Below are 18,029 nucleotides of genomic sequence, written 5' to 3'. Positions count from 1 at the left end.
GCTGCCAAGCGCAACAATTCGCAATATTTCAAGACATACCAACCCATTCCATAGCCATGGATCAAAATGCTCTTTTAAATAGCAAATATTTGGTCTCTTCGATTGGCGACAGATGTCCACACATTCAAGAAAATGTCGATCAATCATTTTAGCGAGTGGCAAAGGTAAAGCGAATGACACTCGGGCAAAAGACGGCAAGCCACTGCAACATTGCAACGCTCCACAGGGGCTATCCGCCCTTAGGTTGCGGCGTCCCGCAAAGCCGGCGCGGTCTGGCACCTATTCGCGGAAGGCTGTTTCGCTCAGGCGCGTGAGCGGAGTCAATATATAGGCCAAGACCGAGCGCTTATCGCCAAGCAGGCTGACATCCGCTCCCATGCCGGGACCGATCGCCAGCCGCCGCCCCGTATCGTCGGTGATGGCATCGGTCTTCGTTCGCACTCGGACGAGATAATGACTCTCACCGGTCCGTTCGTTCACCACCGCATCGGGCGATATGGCGACGACATTGCCCTCCATCGATCCGTAGATGGCGCTGTCATAGGCGGAAATCTGCACCTTCGCCTTTTGTCCGAGCTTGACCGAGGCGATGTCCTTGGCCGCCACCGCAGCCTCGATCAGCAGGCTGTCGCGCCCTGGCACCATTTCCAGCAGCGGATCGCCGGGGCGCACGCTACCGCCCACGGTCGTCACGAACACCCGGTTGATGCGGCCGTCGACTGGCGCGCGAACGATGGTTCGGGTGAGCTTATATTCATAGGCCGGCATCGTCGCCTGGCGTACCGACATGTCGGCGCGGGCGGCAGTCAGGTCGTCGGCGGCGCGCGCCAGCCAGTCGCGCTTCTGCTGCTGTGCGCTTGCCTGTGCCTCGGCCAGCACCGAGCGGGCGCGGCCGAGCGCCGCCGCAGCGCCGGCCGCCTCGCTGCTCGACACGGCAAAACTATTCTGAGCCTGAAGCAGGGAGCGGCGCGGCTCGATCCCTTCCTGCACCAGCGGGCGGATGAGGTCGAGGTCGGCGCGCGCGGTTTCGCGGGCGGAAATGCGGGCGTCCTCGGCCGCCCCAGCTTCGGTTATGGCGCGCTGGGCCTGAGTGACGCGGGCGGCGGCAACGCTGTTGATGCTCGCCAGTTCGGCAATGCGCGAACGGTAGAGGCTCTGTTCGACCAGAATCTGACTAGCCATCAGGGGATTGCGCGCCTGCGGAAAGACCGGCGTGCGACCGGCGATCTCCGCTTCCAGTCGGGCAATCTTGAACTGGAGCGCATCGCTGCTGGCGCGATTGCTTTCCAGTTCGGCGCCGGGCTGTACGGGACTGAGGCGGACGAGCGCCGCGCCGCGCTTCACCGCCTGCCCGGTTCGCACCAGGATGGATTCGACCACTCCGCCCTCCAGGTTGGAAATGACCTGAAGCTGCGAGCTGGGGATGACCTTTCCGATCGCACGAACCGTGCGGTCGATCTGGGTGAGCCAGGCCCAGATCAGGAAGATCAGGAAGAAGCCGGCGATGATCCAGAGGATGACATTGGCCGGCACGCGCGGCTTGATCGTCATGGCGTGGGGCTGGAAAGGCAGTTCGGCGCTCATGCGGCTTTCCCCCGGGTCAGGCGCTGCAACACCGCGTCGCGCGGGCCGTCCGCGACGATCTTGCCGCGATCGAGCACGACGATGCGGTCGACCATGGTGAGCAGCGACGTGCGGTGGGTGATGAGCAGTAGCGTGCGCCCCGTCACCTCCGGCTGGAGCCGGGCAATCAGGTCGTTTTCGGTCTGAGCATCCATGGAACTGCTCGGCTCGTCGAAGATCAGGATCGGCGGGCGCCCGGCAATGGCGCGGGCGATGGCTATCGACTGACGCTGGCCGCCCGACAGGCCATCGCCGCGATCGGCGAGGCGCAGGTCATAGCCGTTTGCGATCTGCCCCATGAAGCGATGGGTGCCGCTGATCTCTGCCGCGCGAATCATTTCGTCCTGCTCCACGCCGGGGCGGTCGAGACAGATATTCTGGCGCACCGACCCTGCGATCAGCACATTGTCCTGCATTCCCGCGCCGATCAGCCTGCGCAATTCGACCGGGTCATATTGGCGCACGTCGATCCCGTCGATCAGCACCACGCCCTCTTCCGGCTCGTAGAGGCCCAGCACCAGGCGCGCGAGAGTGGACTTGCCCGACCCAACGCGGCCGAGGAAACCGACCCGCTCGCCCGGCTTGATGGCAAGGTTGACGCCTTCCAGTGCCTTTTCCGGCGCACCGGGATAGCGGAAGGACACGTTACGCAGTTCGATCGCCCCTTCCAGACGAGCGGGATGCAGCGCGTCACCCTGTGGCCCTTCGGTTGGGGTTTCCATCAGCGCGTTGATCTGGCGATAGGCGACGCGGGTGGACGACAGCCGGGACAGCAGCGTCGCGATCTGTGCCAGCGGCGCAAGCGAACGGCCGCACAGGATCGAGCAAGCTAGGAGTGCGCCGGTAGTGATCTCATGATTGCGCAACAGGCCGACACCGACGATGATGATGCCACAATAGGCGATGGTCGACGCGCTGCTGGCGACCGTCATCGGCACGGCGGCGGCGAGGCGCTGGCCGAGCGAACTTTCCGAATGGCTGATGAGCGCAGCCTGCCAGCGGCGGCTCAGCATCGGGCCGGCGCCGATCGCCTTGACCGTCTCCAGGCTGCCGATCGCTTCGACCAGCACCGATTGTTTGGTAAGTCCGTCCCCCAGGCTGCGCGCGGAAAGCCGATCGAGCGCCGGCGTCGCCAGCAGCCCTGCGCCGATCACCAGCGGGACCATTGCCAGCGGCAATAGAACCAGCACACCGCCCAGCAGCGCAATCACCGACAGGGTGACGATAATGAAGGGAACGTCGATGATGGCGGTCAGCGTGACCGAGGCGAAGAAGTCGCGCAGCGTTTCCAGCTCGCGCATCAGACCGGTCAGCGTGCCGGTCGAACCGCGCCGCTTGTCGAGCCTGAGCGCGAGCAGTTTCGCAAACAGCGTTTCACCCACGTCATGGTCGATATTCGCACCGGCGATGTCGACGAAATAGACACGCAGCAACCGCAGCACGAAATCGAAGATGATGACGAAGACCAGCCCGATGCTGAGGCCGATCAGCGAAGACGAGCCGTCATTGGGAACGATGCGATCATAGACGGTCATGGTGAAGAGCGAGGAGACGAGCGCGAAGATGTTGATCAGTGCCGCCGCGATGGCCACCTTCACATAGATCGCCTTGTTGCGCAGCATCGGCTCGATCAGCCAGGGCGCGAAACGGGGCTTTGAGGTGGCGAGCAACGGGTCTTCGGTCATGGCATGGGGTTCCCGTCATTGCGCCCATCGGCCGGGTCGACCCGGATCGACAGATCGTCCAGCAGACGCCCGGCCCTGGCAAGCAGGATGAAGCGCGACAGGTCGCGTTCCGCCAGCGTCTGGACATAGGTCGCGATGGAATAGAAATAATTATCTTCGGAATTGATCAGGTCGAACAGGGTGCCGCCCGACGTTTCGAACCGGGTCGCATAGACGTCGCGATTAGTGCGGCTGGCGAGATAGGCGGCCTCCGCAGCGGTAAATTGTGCGTCCAGTCCCTTCACGTCCGACCAGGCCATTTCCGCGTCGCGCAGTGCCTCGCGCCGGGTTCGCGCGGCGAAGGCTTCCGCCCCGTCGGCACGGGCCGTCGCCTGATCCGCCCGCGCGTTGATGCCTGCGCCAAGTTGCGCCCGCAGGATCAGCCGACCGCGCACGTCATAGTCGCCGCTATTTTCGAACACGCCATAGCGCCCGGCGTCGACGCCCGCGGCGATGGTCGGCAACCGCTCCGCCCGAACGGCGCGCGAGTCCTGCCGGGCGGCGCGTGCCTCGGCATCGGCCTTCTCCACCGCAGGCGATCGCAGGACGAGCGCCTCCAGCGTCTCATGATCGAGGGCGTCGACAGAGGGCAAAGGCACCCGCATCAGATTGTCGGGCACGTCATGCCCCGCGATCGCGCGATATTGCGCCTCCGCACTGGCACGGTCACGACGGAAATTGGCTAGGCGGGTCTGGATCGTCGCGATCGAACTGTCGATCCGGGGCAGGTCGCCCCTGGCGGAAAAGCCCTGCGTGATGCGCCGTTCGACCGCCCCACGCAATTGCGTCTGGCGCTGAGCATATTCGATCGCCGCCTGCTCCATCAACCGCTGCGCGAGGATGGAATACCAGGCAGTCACGAGCCGGAGCGCGACATCCGTGCCATAACCCAGCGTGGCCGTCCGGGCCGCTTCGACCCTTGCATTGCCTGCATTGATGCGGCTGGACGTTGCCCCGAAATCCAGCAGCCGCTGGCGAACGGAAGCCGAAGCGTCGGTTCGCCCCTCTGGCCGGGACCGTTCGATGATATTGCCCGGATCATTTGAGAAATTGCGGGCGAAAGAGCGATTGGCGTCAACCGTCAGGTCGATGCTGGGGAAAAGCGCCGACCGGGCCTGCACGCGCGCGGCCTCCGCCTCGCGCTCACCCGCGCGCGCTTCGTCGAGCAGCGCGTTGGTCTCGACCGCCGATTGCACTTCCTCACGGAAAGGCGCGACGGGACCGACCTGTCTGGCAAGGTCCAACAGCGGATCGGATCGGACCGGATTGGAAAAAGGCTCGGGATTGGGTGGGAGCAACAGATTGGACTGCGCGCGCGCAGCAAGGCAGGTTCCGGACAATGACAGCAATGCTGCCAGCGCGCTTGCCGCAGGCATCCATCCAGCACAAATGGCCAGCCTTCGCCCAGGCCGTCTCTCTCTCAACAAAAGCCTGACACCCCAACACCACGCAAATTCCCTCCCCCACATGATCCTTCCAGTCCGAAAGGACACCATGTGCGAGCGCGGCCCGGCCTCCTATATGCCTGATGCGACAATAGCGCGCAACGCGCCTCGCCGCAGTGCGAAAGGCGTTCATCACTCAAAATAGTCATTGTCGGGATAGGCAGAGCAGCACCATCCGCATGCTCTTGCCTGTTCAGATGGTGCGGGTGGTCGGGCTCGAACCGACACTCCTTGCGGAACCGGATTTTGAGTCCGGCGCGTCTACCAATTTCACCACACCCGCACGATCGGCAAGAATCCCGGAGCGCCATTGAAGCCGCCCATGCATCAAGCCGGTGCCGCCAATTGGCAAAATACGACGCGGGCGTCCAGCCGAAAAACGGATCGGGCATCAAAAGGCACTCCTCTCCCGGTTGACAGGGGTAATGCCGGCTCCCACATGACAGTCAATGTAATATTATATCATAGAAAGATTCTTGTGATTTCCTGCGACAATGACAATCAGCCGGCTTGCCAGAGCAGCCCCCCTGCCGGCTGGCTGGACGGCTTCGCGCTCTGCGCGTCCTCCCTCTGTACCTTGCATTGCCTTGGCCTGCCGCTGCTGTTCGCCCTGCTCCCGGTCTTCGCGAGCCGGATCGATCCGGGCGAATCCTTCCATCTCGTGATGCTCGCGCTCGCCATACCGACGAGCCTGTTCGCACTCGTCCAGGGGCGTCGTCGTCATGGCGCCCAGCGGCCATTCTGGCTGGGGTTATCGGGCCTTATGCTGATGGCCATTGGCGCCCTGGTCGCTCGCGATGCCGTGCAGGAGGCGGGAGCGACCGTAACGGGCAGCCTGCTGCTTGCGGCGGCTCATATCGTCAACTGGAGGAACGGACGCTTCCCGACGCGAAAATAGGATCGGGTGGATCAAAGCGCAGGATAGAGGCATTATGTTGCGGCAGAGCATCATGCTCGATAGCCTTCTTGCGTAACGATCCGCGCTCGCTATAAGGGCCGCATCGTGCAGACATAGACAACTTCAAAAACGGAGAAGGATATTCCTTTGACCGAGCCGTCTGCCACGTTCCTGTTATTCGGCGCCACGGGCGATCTGGCCCGCCGCATGATTTTTCCGTCGCTCTACAACCTCCTGTCTGACGGGCTGCTGCCTGACGACTTCCTGATCATCGCTTCCGGCCGCTCGGACATGTCCGACGAGGATTTCCGGGGCGATGTCTGTGCTGCCTTGCAGCAGTTTCTGCCCTCCGACCGCTATGAGGCGGAGGTGGCGGAACGCTTCCGCATGATGATCCAGTATCAGCCGGTCGAGGCAGGCAACCCCTCGCAGTTCGCTGCGCTGGCCGAACGAGTCGATGGCAGGCTGGAGCGCGGCCTGTCGGTCTATCTGTCGACGCCGCCTTCGCTGTTCGCGCCCACCGCGCAGGGGTTGGCCGATGCAGGCCTCATCACGCCCAAGACCCGGATCGCGATGGAAAAGCCGATCGGCAAGGATCTGGCGTCGTCGAAGGAGGTCAATGACGGCATCGGCGCGCTCTTCGCCGAAGACCAGATTTTCCGTGTCGACCATTATCTGGGCAAGGAAACGGTCCAGAACCTGCTCGCCCTGCGCTTCGGCAATGTGATGTTCGAACCGCTGTGGAACGCCACGGCGATCGACCATGTACAGATCACGGTTGGCGAAACCGTGGGCCTGGAAGGTCGCGTCTCCTATTATGACGGTGTCGGCGCGCTGCGCGACATGGTGCAGAATCACATGCTCCAGATCCTGTCCATCATCGCCATGGAGCCGCCCGCCCGCATGGACCCGACCTCCGTGCGTGACGAAAAGGTGAAGGCGCTGCGGTCGCTGCGCCCGATGACCGACGAGACGGTCAAGACCCACAGCGTGCGCGGCCAATATACGCCGGGCGCGGTACAGGGACAGATCGTCACCGGCTATGCCGACGAACTGGGCAAGCCGTCGGACACCGAAACCTTCGTGGCGTTGAAGGCCTATGTCGACAATTGGCGCTGGCAGGGCGTGCCCTTCTATCTGCGCACCGGCAAGCGGATGCCCGCGCGCCAGTCCGAGATCGTCATCCAGTTCAAGCCGGTGCGCCACAGCATCTTCGGCCGAGACGGGCACGGCACGGGGCTGGAGCCGAACACGCTGGTCATCCGCCTGCAACCGGAGGAATATATCCGCCTCCAGATCATGAGCAAAAGGCCGGGGCTGGAGCAGCAGGTACGGCTGGAGGAAGTGACGTTGGACGTGTCGCTGACCGCCGCCTTTGCCGGCCAGCGCCGCCGTATCGCCTATGAACGCCTGATCCTGGACCTGCTTGCCGGCAACGCGACGCTGTTCGTCCGCCGCGACGAGGTGGAGGCGCAATGGACATGGATCGATTCGATCATCGACGGGTGGAAAGAGGCCAATGTGAAGCCCGCCGCCTATTCTTCGGGGAACTGGGGTCCGTCTTCGGCCATTGCCCTTATCGAACGTGACGGAGCCAGCTGGCATGAATGATCTGAATCCGGTGATCGCGAAGGTCACTGACCGTATCGTGGAGCGGAGCGCCGCTTCGCGCCTCAAATATCTCGGCCTGATCGAACGGGGCCGCGACGCAGGTACCAATCGCGCGCAATTGTCGTGCGGCAACCTGGCCCATGGCTTTGCCGCGAGCGGCGAGGACAAGGCTGTCATCCGCACCGGTGCCGCGATGAACATCGGCATCGTGACGTCCTACAATGACATGCTCTCGGCGCATCAACCCTATGGCCGCTATCCCGAGCAGATCAAGATCGCGGCCCGCGAGATCGGCGCCACGGCGCAGGTGGCGGGCGGCGTGCCAGCCATGTGCGACGGCGTGACCCAAGGTCAGGCAGGCATGGACCTGTCGCTGTTCAGCCGCGACACCATCGCTTTGTCGACCGCCGTGTCGCTGAGCCATGCGATGTTCGAGGGTACGCTCCTGCTCGGCATATGCGACAAGATCGTGCCGGGACTGCTGATCGGCGCACTGCGCTTCGGTCATCTGCCCACGATCCTGATCCCGGCCGGGCCGATGCCCTCTGGCCTGGCCAACAAGGAAAAGGTCCGCATCCGCCAGCTCTATGCCGAGGGCAAGGTCGGCAAGGATGAACTGCTGGAATCGGAAAGCGCCTCCTATCACGGCGCGGGTACCTGCACCTTCTATGGCACCGCCAACTCCAACCAGATGATGATGGAGATGATGGGCCTGCACATGCCGGGCGCCGCCTTCGTCAATCCGGGCACCAAGCTACGCACCGAACTGACGCGTGCTGCGACGCACCGGATCGCGGATATCGGCTGGGACGGCGACGATTATCGCCCGCTTGGCCATTGCGTGAACGAGAAGGCGATCGTCAACGCGATCATTGGCCTGATGGCGACAGGCGGCTCCACCAACCATGCCATCCACCTGCCCGCCATCGCGCGGGCGGCGGGCATCCATATCGACTGGACCGACTTTGCCGAGATTTCGGACGTCGTACCGTTGCTGGCGCGCGTCTATCCCAATGGCTCTGGTGACGTGAACCATTTCCATGCGGCGGGCGGCATGGCGGTGATCATCCGCGAACTACTCGACGCCGGACTGCTCCATCGCGACATTCCAACCGTCGCGCGACAGGATCTGACCGATTACGGCAAGGAACCGGTGTTGGAGGATGAGGCGCTGGTGTGGAAGGATGTGCCCTCATCCCGTGACGAGAATATGCTGCGTCCCGCCTCCAACCCCTTTCAGGCCGATGGCGGCATGAAGCTGCTCCAGGGCAATCTGGGCCGCTGCGTCATGAAGGTGAGTGCGGTGGACAAGGAACGCTGGACGATCGAAGCGCCCGCCGCCGTTTTCCAGGATCAGGACGATGTGCTGCGCGCTTTCAAGGACGGCAAGCTGGAGCGCGATGTAGTGGTCGTCGTCCGCTTCCAGGGGCCACGCGCGAACGGTATGCCCGAGTTGCACAAGCTGACCCCGGCGCTGGGCGTGTTGCAGGATCGCGGGTTCAAGGTTGCCCTGCTGACCGACGGGCGCATGTCCGGCGCGTCAGGCAAGGTGCCGGCCGCCATCCACCTTTCGCCCGAAGCATTGGGTGGTGGTCCCATCGGCAAGCTGCGCGACGGCGACATGGTGCGGGTCTGCGCGGAGACCGGTGCGGTCGACGCGCTGGTCGATGCGGCGACGTGGGACGCGCGGGACATCCCCGCCGCCCCGCCTCCGCCCTATGACACCGGCCGCGAATTGTTCGCCCTGTTCCGCCATCATAGCGACCTGGCCGAACAAGGCGCGTCGCCGATCCTGGCGGCGATGGAAAGCGAGCTGTAATAGGGAATTTATTCCGTCGGACTGAGCCTGTCGAAGCCCTGTTCTTCTTCAAAGGAGGACGGCCCTTCGAAGCTCAGGGCGAACGGACGGAGAATGACATGACCGACATCATCGCCGCCGACATTGGCGGGACCAATGCCCGCTTCGCGCGCGCATCGCTGGACGAGCGTGGCGTGCCGACACTCGGCATCGTGCGCAAGTATAAAGTGGCCGACTATCCCAGCCTTCAGGCCTGCTGGGCTGCCTTTTCGGAGGATGAGCAGAAGGACGGGAACGGCACCCTACCCGACGCCGTCTCCATCGCCTTTGCGACCGCCATCGGGCGGGAGATCATCAAGCTGACCAACAGCAACTGGATGATCCGCGCCGATACGCTGGCGGAGGATCTAGGCGTGCGCACGGTCCGGCTGGTCAATGATTTCGAGGCGGTGGCCCATGCCGTGTCGCGCCTGCCGGACGAAAACCTGCCGTTGCTGTTCGGCGAGGACCGCCCCTTCCCCCGCGATGGCGGCGTGACGGTGCTTGGTCCGGGTACGGGTCTGGGCGTCGCGATGATCGCCTATGACAATGGCCATCCCCATGTCATCGCGACGGAGGGCGGCCATCTGGACTTCGCACCGCTCGATCCGCTGGAGGAAAAGATCCTCGCCTATCTGCGTGACAAGTTCCTGCGCGTGTCGACCGAGCGGATCGTGTCCGGCCCCGGCCTCAACAATATCTACAAGGCGATGGCGACGATCGGCCATGACCGCGTCGTCCTGATGGAAGATCCGGAACTGTGGCAGGCGGCGCTGGAGGGCACCGACGATTTCGCGCGTCGGGCACTGGAGCGGTTTTGCCTGAGCTACGGGTCGGTGGCGGGCGACCTGGCGCTGGCGCATGGCCCGCACAGCGTCGTGCTGGCGGGCGGTCTTACCCAGCGGATGCGTGATTTCCTGTCGCAGAGTGGATTCCACACCCGTTTCAAGGCCAAGGGCCGGTTCGAAAGCCTGATGGCGACCGTACCGATCCGCTGCGCAATCCATGATGAAATCGGTCTGTTCGGGGCTGCTGCCGCGTTTCGGGAAAGCTGATAGCCTTTCCTTCAACCATTTTGTTTCACGCGTTTTCCAAACCCGCGAACGCAGTCGTCCGCTGCGAAAACGCTCATAGGGAGAGTTGAGAATGAGCCTGACCGTAGCCCAGGTAATGGAACTGGCGCCGGTTATCCCGGTGCTGGTGGTCGAGAATGTCGAAGATGCCCTGCCGATCGCGAAGGCGCTGGTCGCGGGCGGTCTGCCCGCACTGGAAGTGACGCTGCGCACCCCCGCCGCGCTGGACGTGATCCGCGAAATGGCGAAGGTCGAGGGTGCTGTCGTTGGCGCGGGCACGGTGCTGAACCCGAAGCAACTCGAAGCCGCCATGGAAGCAGGCGCCCGCTTTGCCGTCAGCCCCGGCCTGACCGAACCGCTGGGCAAAGCAGCAATCGAAGCCGGCCTGCCCTTCCTGCCGGGCACCGCGACCGCCGGCGACATCATGCGCGGGCTGGACATGGGCCTGACCCATTTCAAATTCTTCCCCGCCGAAACCTCCGGCGGCCTTCCGGCACTCAAGGCGCTGGCTGCACCGCTTTACGAAGCTCGTTTCTGCCCGACCGGCGGCATCACTGCGCAGACCGCCCCCGAATGGCTGGCCCAGCCCTTCATCAAGTGCGTCGGCGGCAGTTGGGTCGTGCCCAAAGGACCGGTCGACCCGGTGAAGATCGAAGCGCTCGCACGCGAAGCGGCGGCGCTACCGCGCTGATCCGTGGACGGGCATGGGGCGATTGCGTCCCACGCCTTGTCCGTCTGGAGCATTTTCGAAGCGGACGACATCGTCCGCTGGCCCGGAAAATGCGGAAAACAAAAAGAAATTAGGACGTTTGTTTTCCGTGATTTCCGAGCCATGAAATGTTCCATTTCATTCGAAATCATTCGTTTGTTTTCCGTGATTCCCAAGCCATGAAATGTTCCATTTCATTCGAAATCACTTTAGATGCAGATTATGACACCACGCCGCCTTTTCGCCGCCCTGGCCCTGATGCTCTCCGGCTGCGCCGGGGCGCCGCAAAACTATCCCTCGCTTGCCAAGCGGGCGGTAGAAGGCGCGCCAATGGCGGAGGTCAGCCCAGCCCCCGCTCCGGTGGCCGCCGATCCGCAGCTATCGGCCGAGATCGCCCGTCATGTCGCGCAGGCGGACAAGGGCGCGACCGCATTCGACACCGCCTATGCCAGGGCGGACAAGGCGGTGAAGGTGGCCTCCGGCGCCACGGTATCGAGCGACGCGTGGGTCACAGCGCAGGTCGCGATCAGCGAACTGGAATCGGCGCGTAACGACAGCGTGTCGGCGCTCGCCAGCCTCGACACGCTCTATGTCGAACGCAGCAATCAGGTCGCCGATGGCAAGGCGCGCGGCGGGCTGGAGGATATCGACGCCGCTCGCAGCGCTACGCTCGCGCTGGTCGACCAGCAGAATGACCGGATCGACGCGATGAAGGGCCGCCTGCCGCAGCCCTGACCCGCATCGGACTATGTTTCCGCAGCCGCCTTGACCGCGCCCTTGTGCGCCTTGGCGTTGTGGACATAATGTTCGACGCCTTCGCGCATGTCGATCAGCGCCTCGTCGCTCAGATCGCGCATATGTTTCGCGGGACGACCGGCCCATAGCTGACGGTGCAGCACCCGCTTACCCGGCGATAGCAGCGCGCCGGCTGCCAGCATCGCGTCGCTTTCCACGACGCAGCCGCTCATGACGATCGCACCAAGACCCACGAAGGCGCGATCCTCCAGCACGCAGCCATGGATCATCGCCATATGGCCGATCAGCACATCCTCCCCGATGATCGCGGGCCAGCCTTCGAGCGGACGTCCATCGGCGCGATCGCCGGGGCTGTCGCAGTGGATGACCGTGCCGTCCTGCACATTGGTCCGCGCACCGATCCTCACCCGGTTCACATCGCCCCGGATCACGCAATTATACCAGATGCTGGCATCCTCGCCTATCTCCACGTCGCCGACGATCCGGCATCCCGGCGCGATGAAGGCGCTGGGATGGATGACCGGCGTCTTGCCGCCAAATGGGATGATGCTGACGTCGGGGTAGGCTTCGGGGGGATGGGCGTCGTGGGACATTGGGCTCTCCTCTTATGGTCTGATCTTCAGGATCGGCAGGATGCTGGCATGGTCGTCGGACCAGGCCGCAAAGCCCGGCCTGACCGGCAAGGCTTTCCACCCTTCCGGGCCGGTTGCCCCGGCCAGCCGGTCCAGTTGCGCCGGATAGCGCGACAAGGCAACCCAGACCGACGCTGTATAGTGGCGGCCAGCGTCCTGCTTTGACGGCATGTAATGGCGCAGCCGCGCGTGCCAGCCCCCGGCCTTCGCGGCGGCGGCCAGCACCGGACGAAGATCGAGATAACGGTTGGAAATATGGACGAGGAGCAGGCCATCGGGTGCCAGGCGTCGGCCATAAATCGCCAGCGCCTCCCGCGTCAGCAGGTGCATCGGAATGGTATCGGAGGAAAAGGCGTCGATGACCAGCAGGTCGGCGGCGCCAGCCCATTGCTGCGCCAGTGTCATGCGCGCGTCCCCAACAATCATGTCGGCATGGGGCTGGCAGCGCGACAGGAAAGTGAAGTTGGTCGGATCGCGGGCAATCGCAATCATGGCCGGATCGATCTCGTAGAAACGCCAATTCTGACCGGGACGGAAGTAGCAGGCGAGCGTCCCTGCCCCCAGCCCCACGACATCGATACGCGCATGCCCACCGAACAGGTCCGGCGCATGGCGGAGCGCCTGCCCCACGCCCGAATCCGGTGCATAATAGCTGGTCGGATCGCGCTCCCGCCCTGGCCTCCGGTCCTGAATGCCGTGCAGCGTGGTGCCGTGGAACAGGATTCGTTCCGACGCGCTTCGATCAGCGACGCCGTAAACACCAAAATAGCTGCGGGTCAGCATACCCGTGACGGACTGAGACAGCTTGTCCCATCCACTGAGGCAAAGCATCAGATAGAGCAGCATCCCCGCCGTCAGCAGCCGATGCCCGAGCGCCATCACACTCAATGCGATGATGGTGAGGAAGCTGATCGTCTTGAGCATCGGCGACTTCCACTCGGGCACGAGCACACCGCCGCCGATCACCGACAGCAGCAGCCCCGCAACCAGCATCAACGCCCCCAGCCAGACCCGGCGACGCGGATCTTCCCACAGGAGGCGCGGCAGGCGCAGGAATGGCTCACGGGGCGGCAGCAGCAACATGGCAGCGACCAGCAGGATCGGATATTCATAGGTCCAGTCGAAGATCAACGGCGCGATCAGTGCGCAGAACAGACCGCCCATCATGCCGCCGACCGACATCAGCAGGTAGAAGCGTGTGAGATGGGCAGGCGCTGGACGCAGATCGTAAAGCCGGGCGTGAAGCGCCGTGGCGGTCACGAAAAGGACCATCAAAATGCCCAGCGCAATGAAGACAGGGAAATCGACGCCGCCGGTAAACGCGACACAGGCTCCGATCAGCAGCATCAGCGGAGCGATCAGGGTGCAGAGATTGGCCGGGCCGCGCATGACGGCAAAAGCGAGGCTGAAGCTCAGTAGATAAAGGCCCAGCGGCAGCACCCAAAGCAGCGGCATGGCGACGATGTCGGTGGTGAGATAGAGGCTGGTCGCCAACATCAGTCCCGATGGCACTGCCGCCAGCGCGATCCAGAGAAGCATCGTCCGCCAGTGGGGCGACGGAGATGCCTCATCCGCTTTCACCACCTCAGATTCCGCCGGCGGCAGGCGGCGGGCGCTGGCATAGACCAGAAAGAACAGCGCACCGTAACACAGGGACCAGAGGATACTCTGCGCCTTCAACGTCAGCAGCGGCTCGACCAGCATCGGATAGGCGATCAGCCCGGCGAAACTGCCGAGGTTGGACGCGGCATAAAGTGGATAAGGATCGCCCCCGCCGGCAATGGCGAACCAACGCTGGAGCAAGGGTGCCTGCGCTGCGACCACGAAGAAGAGCGGGCCGATCGACGCGCCCAGCAGCCAGAGCACCCAGAAAGCCGGCTCGATCGTTTCCGGCGGCTGCCATCCCGCCAGACCGATCGGCAGGAAGACGGCGGAAATCAGGAACAGGCCCAGATGGATCATCGCCTGCCGCCGTGCGGGCAAGCTGCCGAGCATGTCGGCATAGCCATAGCCGGCGAGCAGCAACGCCTGATAGACCAGCATCGCCGAATTCCACACCGATGGCGCGCCTCCCAGACGGGGCAGCGCCATGCGGGCGATCATCGGCTGGACAAGGAAAAGGAGGAACGAGCCCGCGCAGATCGTGAGGACGAAGCGCGGGCGCGTTCCTATCCGCATCAGGCGCCCAGCAGCCTTGCCGCGTGAAGCGCGTGATAGGTCAGCACCCCCGAACAGCCCGCGCGCTTGAAAGCCATCAGCGTTTCGAGGACGAGCGCGTCGCGATCTCCGGCGCCCGCTGCGGCTGCATGTTCCAGCATCGCATATTCGCCGGATACCTGATAGGCGAAGACCGGCACGGCAAAGCGGTCGCGCACCCGCGCCACGATGTCGAGATAGGGCAGCCCCGGCTTCACCATCACGCTGTCGGCGCCTTCTGCCAGGTCCAGAGCGACCTCCCGCAACGCTTCCTCGCCATTGGCCGGGTCCATCTGGTAATTTTTCTTGTCGCCCTTCAGCAGCCCGCGCGAACTGACCGCATCGCGGAACGGTCCGTAGAAGGCGCTCGCATATTTGGCGGCATAGGCCATGATCTGGACATTGGCGTTGCCGGTTTCCTCCAGCGCCTCGCGGATAGCGCCGACGCGGCCGTCCATCATGTCGCTGGGCGCGATGATGTCCGCGCCCGCCGCTGCCTGGTTGAGCGACTGGCCGATCAGCACGTCGATCGTGGCGTCGTTGACCACATAGCCGGTCTCGTCGAGCAGTCCGTCCTGCCCGTGGGCCGTATAGGGATCGAGCGCCACGTCGGTCAGGATTCCGATGTCGGGTACGGCATCCTTGATCGCCCGGATCGCGCGGCACATCAGATTGTCGGGGTTGAGTGCCTCGGCCCCGTCGTCGCTGCGCCGGTCGGCCTGGGTGTTGGGGAAGAGCGCCAGACAGGGAATACCCGCATCGCGCGCTTCCCTCGCCCGCGCTACCATCCGGTCCACCGACCAGCGCGACACGCCGGGAAGCGCGGCGATCGGCTCCTCGACACCATCGCCTTCGGTAACGAAGAGCGGCCAGATCAGGTCGCTGGGCGACAGGCGGTTTTCGGCATGCATCGCCCGGCTCCAGGCCGCGGCGCGAGTACGGCGCATGCGCAGCGCCGGATAGGGGGCATAGGTCATGCGCAGGGTGTAGGCCGGGGAGCCGGGGGGATCAAGCGGGGCACATTGTCCCAACCCACTGGAACAATGCGCCCCTGGCCCAGCCCCTATTTCGCGAAGCGGCGGAAGAAACTGTCGTCATTCCAGCGCGGGCGCGTCGGGCTGTTGGCGACCCGCAGCGTCACGGCGGTCACATAATCGTTCAGCTTTGCCGTTTCGGCCGGCATCACCGGCTGGTTCAGATCGTCGAAGGGCGAGTGGTAGAGGTTCGCCCGCCAGGCCTTCTCCGTCTCGGCTTCGGGCGTCCCGGCCTTGAAACCATATTTGAAGAAGAGCGCGGGGATGCCTTCGCGGATGAAGGCATATTGGTCGGACCGGATGAAGACGTTGCGGTCCGGGAAGGGATCGGGCGTGATTGGCAGGCCCATGGCCGCGCTTACCGCCGCTGCATCCTGCCCCAGCGAACTTTGATCATAGCCGATCGGGGTCACGGCAGTCAGCGGGAAGATCGGTAGTGCCATGTCGAAATTGAGATCGGCGACGATGGCCTTCTGCGGCACGGTCGGTCGACGGGCGAAATAGCGGGCACCCAGCAGACCCTTTTCCTCCGCCGTGACGAAGGCGAAGAGGATCGACCTTTTCGGCTTGTCCTTCCCGGCCTTGAGCGCGCGAGCGATCTCCAGCAGGCTGGCAACGCCGGAGGCATTGTCGAACGCCCCATTATAGATGGCGTCACCCTTGATCGGGGTGCCGATGCCATAGCCGTCAAGATGCGCGGACAGGACGACATATTCGCCGCGCAACTTCGGATCGCTGCCGGGCATCAAACCGACGAGGTTCGGCGACGACAGATCGCGGCGGCGCGCGGCGACCTTTGCCTTCAGGCGCAGTGCAAGCGGGAAACTGGCGACGGGCGCGGACGCATCGGCCGCAGCGGCGATCGCGTTGAAATCCTTGCCTGTACCCTCGAAGAACATCGCCGATTTGGCTGGATCGAGTTGCGCACCGACGAACGGCGCCTGCGTTTCGCGCAGGCTGTTGTCCGCATAATAGAGCGCCGGCGCACTGGCGAGCGCCACACGACGAACCCAGGGAATTTCCACTTGCCTGGGCGTCACCAGCGTGATGAGGCCGAGCGCCCCCTGCTCCGCCAGCCAGTGGGCACGTTCCGAACGCGCATGCGACTTGAGGGCGCCGGAAATGGTGGCCGGCCCACCCGACAGCACGACGACGATCTTCCCCTTGAGATCCAGGCCGGCAAAATCGTCATGCCCCGCTTCGGGCAGGTGCAGGCCATAGCCGGCAAAGACCATGGGCGCATCGATCGTTTCAGGCACCGGGCCGCCGCTGCCGGAAAAGATCAGGTCGCCCGGCACCGACAGCGCCGTTTCCCCCTTGGCACCGACCAGCGCGGCGGCGCTCTGGTCGGACAGGACCACCTGCTCGACGAAGGCGACCGGCTGCTTGTAACCGTCCACACCCATCGGCTTGAGGCCCAGCGCCTTCATCTGGCCGGTCACATAGTCGGCCGCCCGGTCGTAGCCCGGCGTGCCGGTCCCGCGCCCTTCCATCCCGTCATTGGCGATCGCCTGCACATGGGCCCACCAACGTGCGCCCTTTTCCTCGTTCGTCTCGGCAAAGGCGGCTGTCGCAACGATCAGCGACAGCAACGGAACGGCGATGTGGGAAAGGTGCATCGATGGGGAGACTCCGCGATTTCAACAGTCTATCTTGTCCAGAAAGGTGCGACGAACAAGGGGCTTGGAACCGCCACCTTGTTGTGTATTATAAGGACAATACAGCATGGAGATTGCGATGCCTCGCCCCCTTCCCCTTTTTGCGCTGGTCCTGACGGGCATGGCGCTGTCCACGTCCGCCTGTTCGCGCAACAGCGAGACGCCCGCCGCCGATGAAGTCGCGCGCACTGCGCAGGACTGGTCCACGCTCAAGGATTTCGACGCGATCGACGCGACCGGGCCGGACAATGTCGCCGTCACCATCGCCAAGGACTTCTCGGTCAAGGCGGAAGGCGATCCCAAGTCGGTGGCCGACCTCGACATCCAGGTAAAGGGCGGCAAGCTGGTGATCGGCCGCAAGTCGAAGGGCGACTGGAGTTGGGGCCGCAAGGATGGTGACAAGGGCGCGACCGTCCATGTCACCATGCCCGCGATCAAATCCGCAGATCTGACCGGCGCAGGCGATTTCGACCTGGACAAGGCGGAAGGCGACAGCCTGGACCTGTCGCTGACGGGCGCGGGCGATTTCCGCATCGGCATGGTGAAGCTCAAGACGCTGACCACCGACATCACCGGCGCGGGATCGATCAAGATCGCCGGCACGGCCGATACGGCGGAACTGTCCATTACCGGCGCTGGCGATATCGATGGCGAAGCGCTGAAGGTCGGTGACGCCGACGTGTCGATCCTGGGCGCGGGCGACATCGACTTTGCCTCCGACGGGAAGGTCGCTATCAGCATCATGGGACCGGGCGACGTGACGGTGAAGGGTAAGGCGCAATGCACGACCAAGGGTGTTGGACCGGGCGAGGCGCGCTGCGCGCCCTGATCGC

At 64.0% G+C, this 18,029-nt stretch carries 14 protein-coding genes and 1 tRNA gene; 7 read left to right on the top strand and 8 right to left on the bottom strand.

The window, feature by feature from the left end:
- Positions 1–279: 279 nt before the first annotated feature.
- The 4 genes from VMR39_RS04765 to VMR39_RS04750 form a co-directional block, all read right to left on the bottom strand.
- Positions 280–1,584 (bottom strand): HlyD family type I secretion periplasmic adaptor subunit, encoded by a 1,305-nt coding sequence (locus VMR39_RS04765; protein WP_325414865.1) that lies wholly within the window; start codon positions 1,582–1,584, stop codon positions 280–282.
- Complete coding sequence (locus VMR39_RS04760) at positions 1,581–3,308, bottom strand: ATP-binding cassette domain-containing protein (protein WP_325414864.1); 1,728 nt, start codon at positions 3,306–3,308, stop codon at positions 1,581–1,583. The genes VMR39_RS04765 and VMR39_RS04760 overlap by 4 nt, the downstream gene beginning before the upstream one ends.
- Entirely contained in the window at positions 3,305–4,723 is a 1,419-nt protein-coding gene (locus VMR39_RS04755; protein ID WP_325414863.1) for a TolC family protein, read from the bottom strand. Before VMR39_RS04755 ends, VMR39_RS04760 begins: the two co-directional genes overlap by 4 nt.
- Before the next feature lie 267 nt (positions 4,724–4,990).
- Positions 4,991–5,075 (bottom strand) — tRNA-Leu (locus VMR39_RS04750).
- 39 nt (positions 5,076–5,114) lie between these two features.
- Here VMR39_RS04750 and VMR39_RS04745 point away from each other — a divergent pair.
- The 6 genes from VMR39_RS04745 to VMR39_RS04720 all read left to right on the top strand — a co-directional run bounded on the left by VMR39_RS04745 (position 5,115) and on the right by VMR39_RS04720 (position 11,655).
- Positions 5,115–5,690, top strand: a complete 576-nt coding sequence (locus tag VMR39_RS04745; RefSeq protein WP_325414862.1) for a MerC domain-containing protein — start codon at positions 5,115–5,117, stop codon at positions 5,688–5,690.
- Between the two features lie 147 nt (positions 5,691–5,837).
- On the top strand, positions 5,838–7,301 hold the full coding sequence (gene zwf, locus VMR39_RS04740; RefSeq protein ID WP_325414861.1) for a glucose-6-phosphate dehydrogenase: 1,464 nt from the start codon (positions 5,838–5,840) through the stop codon (positions 7,299–7,301).
- Positions 7,294–9,120: a phosphogluconate dehydratase gene (gene edd, locus VMR39_RS04735; protein ID WP_325414860.1), complete on the top strand. Its 1,827-nt coding sequence runs from the start codon at positions 7,294–7,296 to the stop codon at positions 9,118–9,120. The genes zwf and edd overlap by 8 nt, the downstream gene beginning before the upstream one ends.
- Before the next feature lie 98 nt (positions 9,121–9,218).
- The gene (glk, locus tag VMR39_RS04730) at positions 9,219–10,193 is read left to right on the top strand and encodes a glucokinase (protein ID WP_325414859.1); all 975 of its coding nucleotides are present in this window, start codon (positions 9,219–9,221) and stop codon (positions 10,191–10,193) included.
- A 91-nt stretch (positions 10,194–10,284) separates the two neighbouring features.
- Positions 10,285–10,902 carry a bifunctional 4-hydroxy-2-oxoglutarate aldolase/2-dehydro-3-deoxy-phosphogluconate aldolase gene (eda, locus tag VMR39_RS04725; protein ID WP_325414858.1) on the top strand — a complete coding sequence of 206 codons (618 nt, stop codon included), beginning with the start codon at positions 10,285–10,287 and terminating at the stop codon, positions 10,900–10,902.
- A 240-nt stretch (positions 10,903–11,142) separates the two neighbouring features.
- Positions 11,143–11,655, top strand: coding sequence for a hypothetical protein (locus VMR39_RS04720; protein ID WP_325414857.1), 513 nt, complete (start codon positions 11,143–11,145; stop codon positions 11,653–11,655).
- A gap of 11 nt (positions 11,656–11,666) precedes the next feature.
- On the opposite strand, the gene VMR39_RS04715 is transcribed toward VMR39_RS04720, so the two are convergent.
- From VMR39_RS04715 to VMR39_RS04700, 4 genes are all read right to left on the bottom strand, one after another.
- Complete coding sequence (locus VMR39_RS04715) at positions 11,667–12,269, bottom strand: gamma carbonic anhydrase family protein (RefSeq protein WP_325414856.1); 603 nt, start codon at positions 12,267–12,269, stop codon at positions 11,667–11,669.
- A 12-nt stretch (positions 12,270–12,281) separates the two neighbouring features.
- Positions 12,282–14,486 carry a fused MFS/spermidine synthase gene (locus VMR39_RS04710; RefSeq protein ID WP_325414855.1) on the bottom strand — a complete coding sequence of 735 codons (2,205 nt, stop codon included), beginning with the start codon at positions 14,484–14,486 and terminating at the stop codon, positions 12,282–12,284.
- Positions 14,486–15,481 (bottom strand): porphobilinogen synthase, encoded by a 996-nt coding sequence (hemB, locus tag VMR39_RS04705; RefSeq protein ID WP_325414854.1) that lies wholly within the window; start codon positions 15,479–15,481, stop codon positions 14,486–14,488. The genes VMR39_RS04710 and hemB overlap by 1 nt, the downstream gene beginning before the upstream one ends.
- Positions 15,482–15,567: 86 nt before the next feature.
- Entirely contained in the window at positions 15,568–17,157 is a 1,590-nt protein-coding gene (locus VMR39_RS04700) for a M28 family metallopeptidase (protein ID WP_325414852.1), read from the bottom strand.
- Between the two features lie 118 nt (positions 17,158–17,275).
- Here VMR39_RS04700 and VMR39_RS04695 point away from each other — a divergent pair, with 118 nt between their 5' ends.
- On the top strand, positions 17,276–18,025 hold the full coding sequence (locus VMR39_RS04695) for a head GIN domain-containing protein (protein ID WP_325414850.1): 750 nt from the start codon (positions 17,276–17,278) through the stop codon (positions 18,023–18,025).
- Positions 18,026–18,029 lie beyond the last annotated feature (4 nt).

This window comes from Sphingobium sp. (assembly GCF_035511395.1).
Lineage (GTDB): Bacteria > Pseudomonadota > Alphaproteobacteria > Sphingomonadales > Sphingomonadaceae > Sphingobium.
This window is presented reverse-complemented; position numbering and strand designations above follow the sequence as displayed.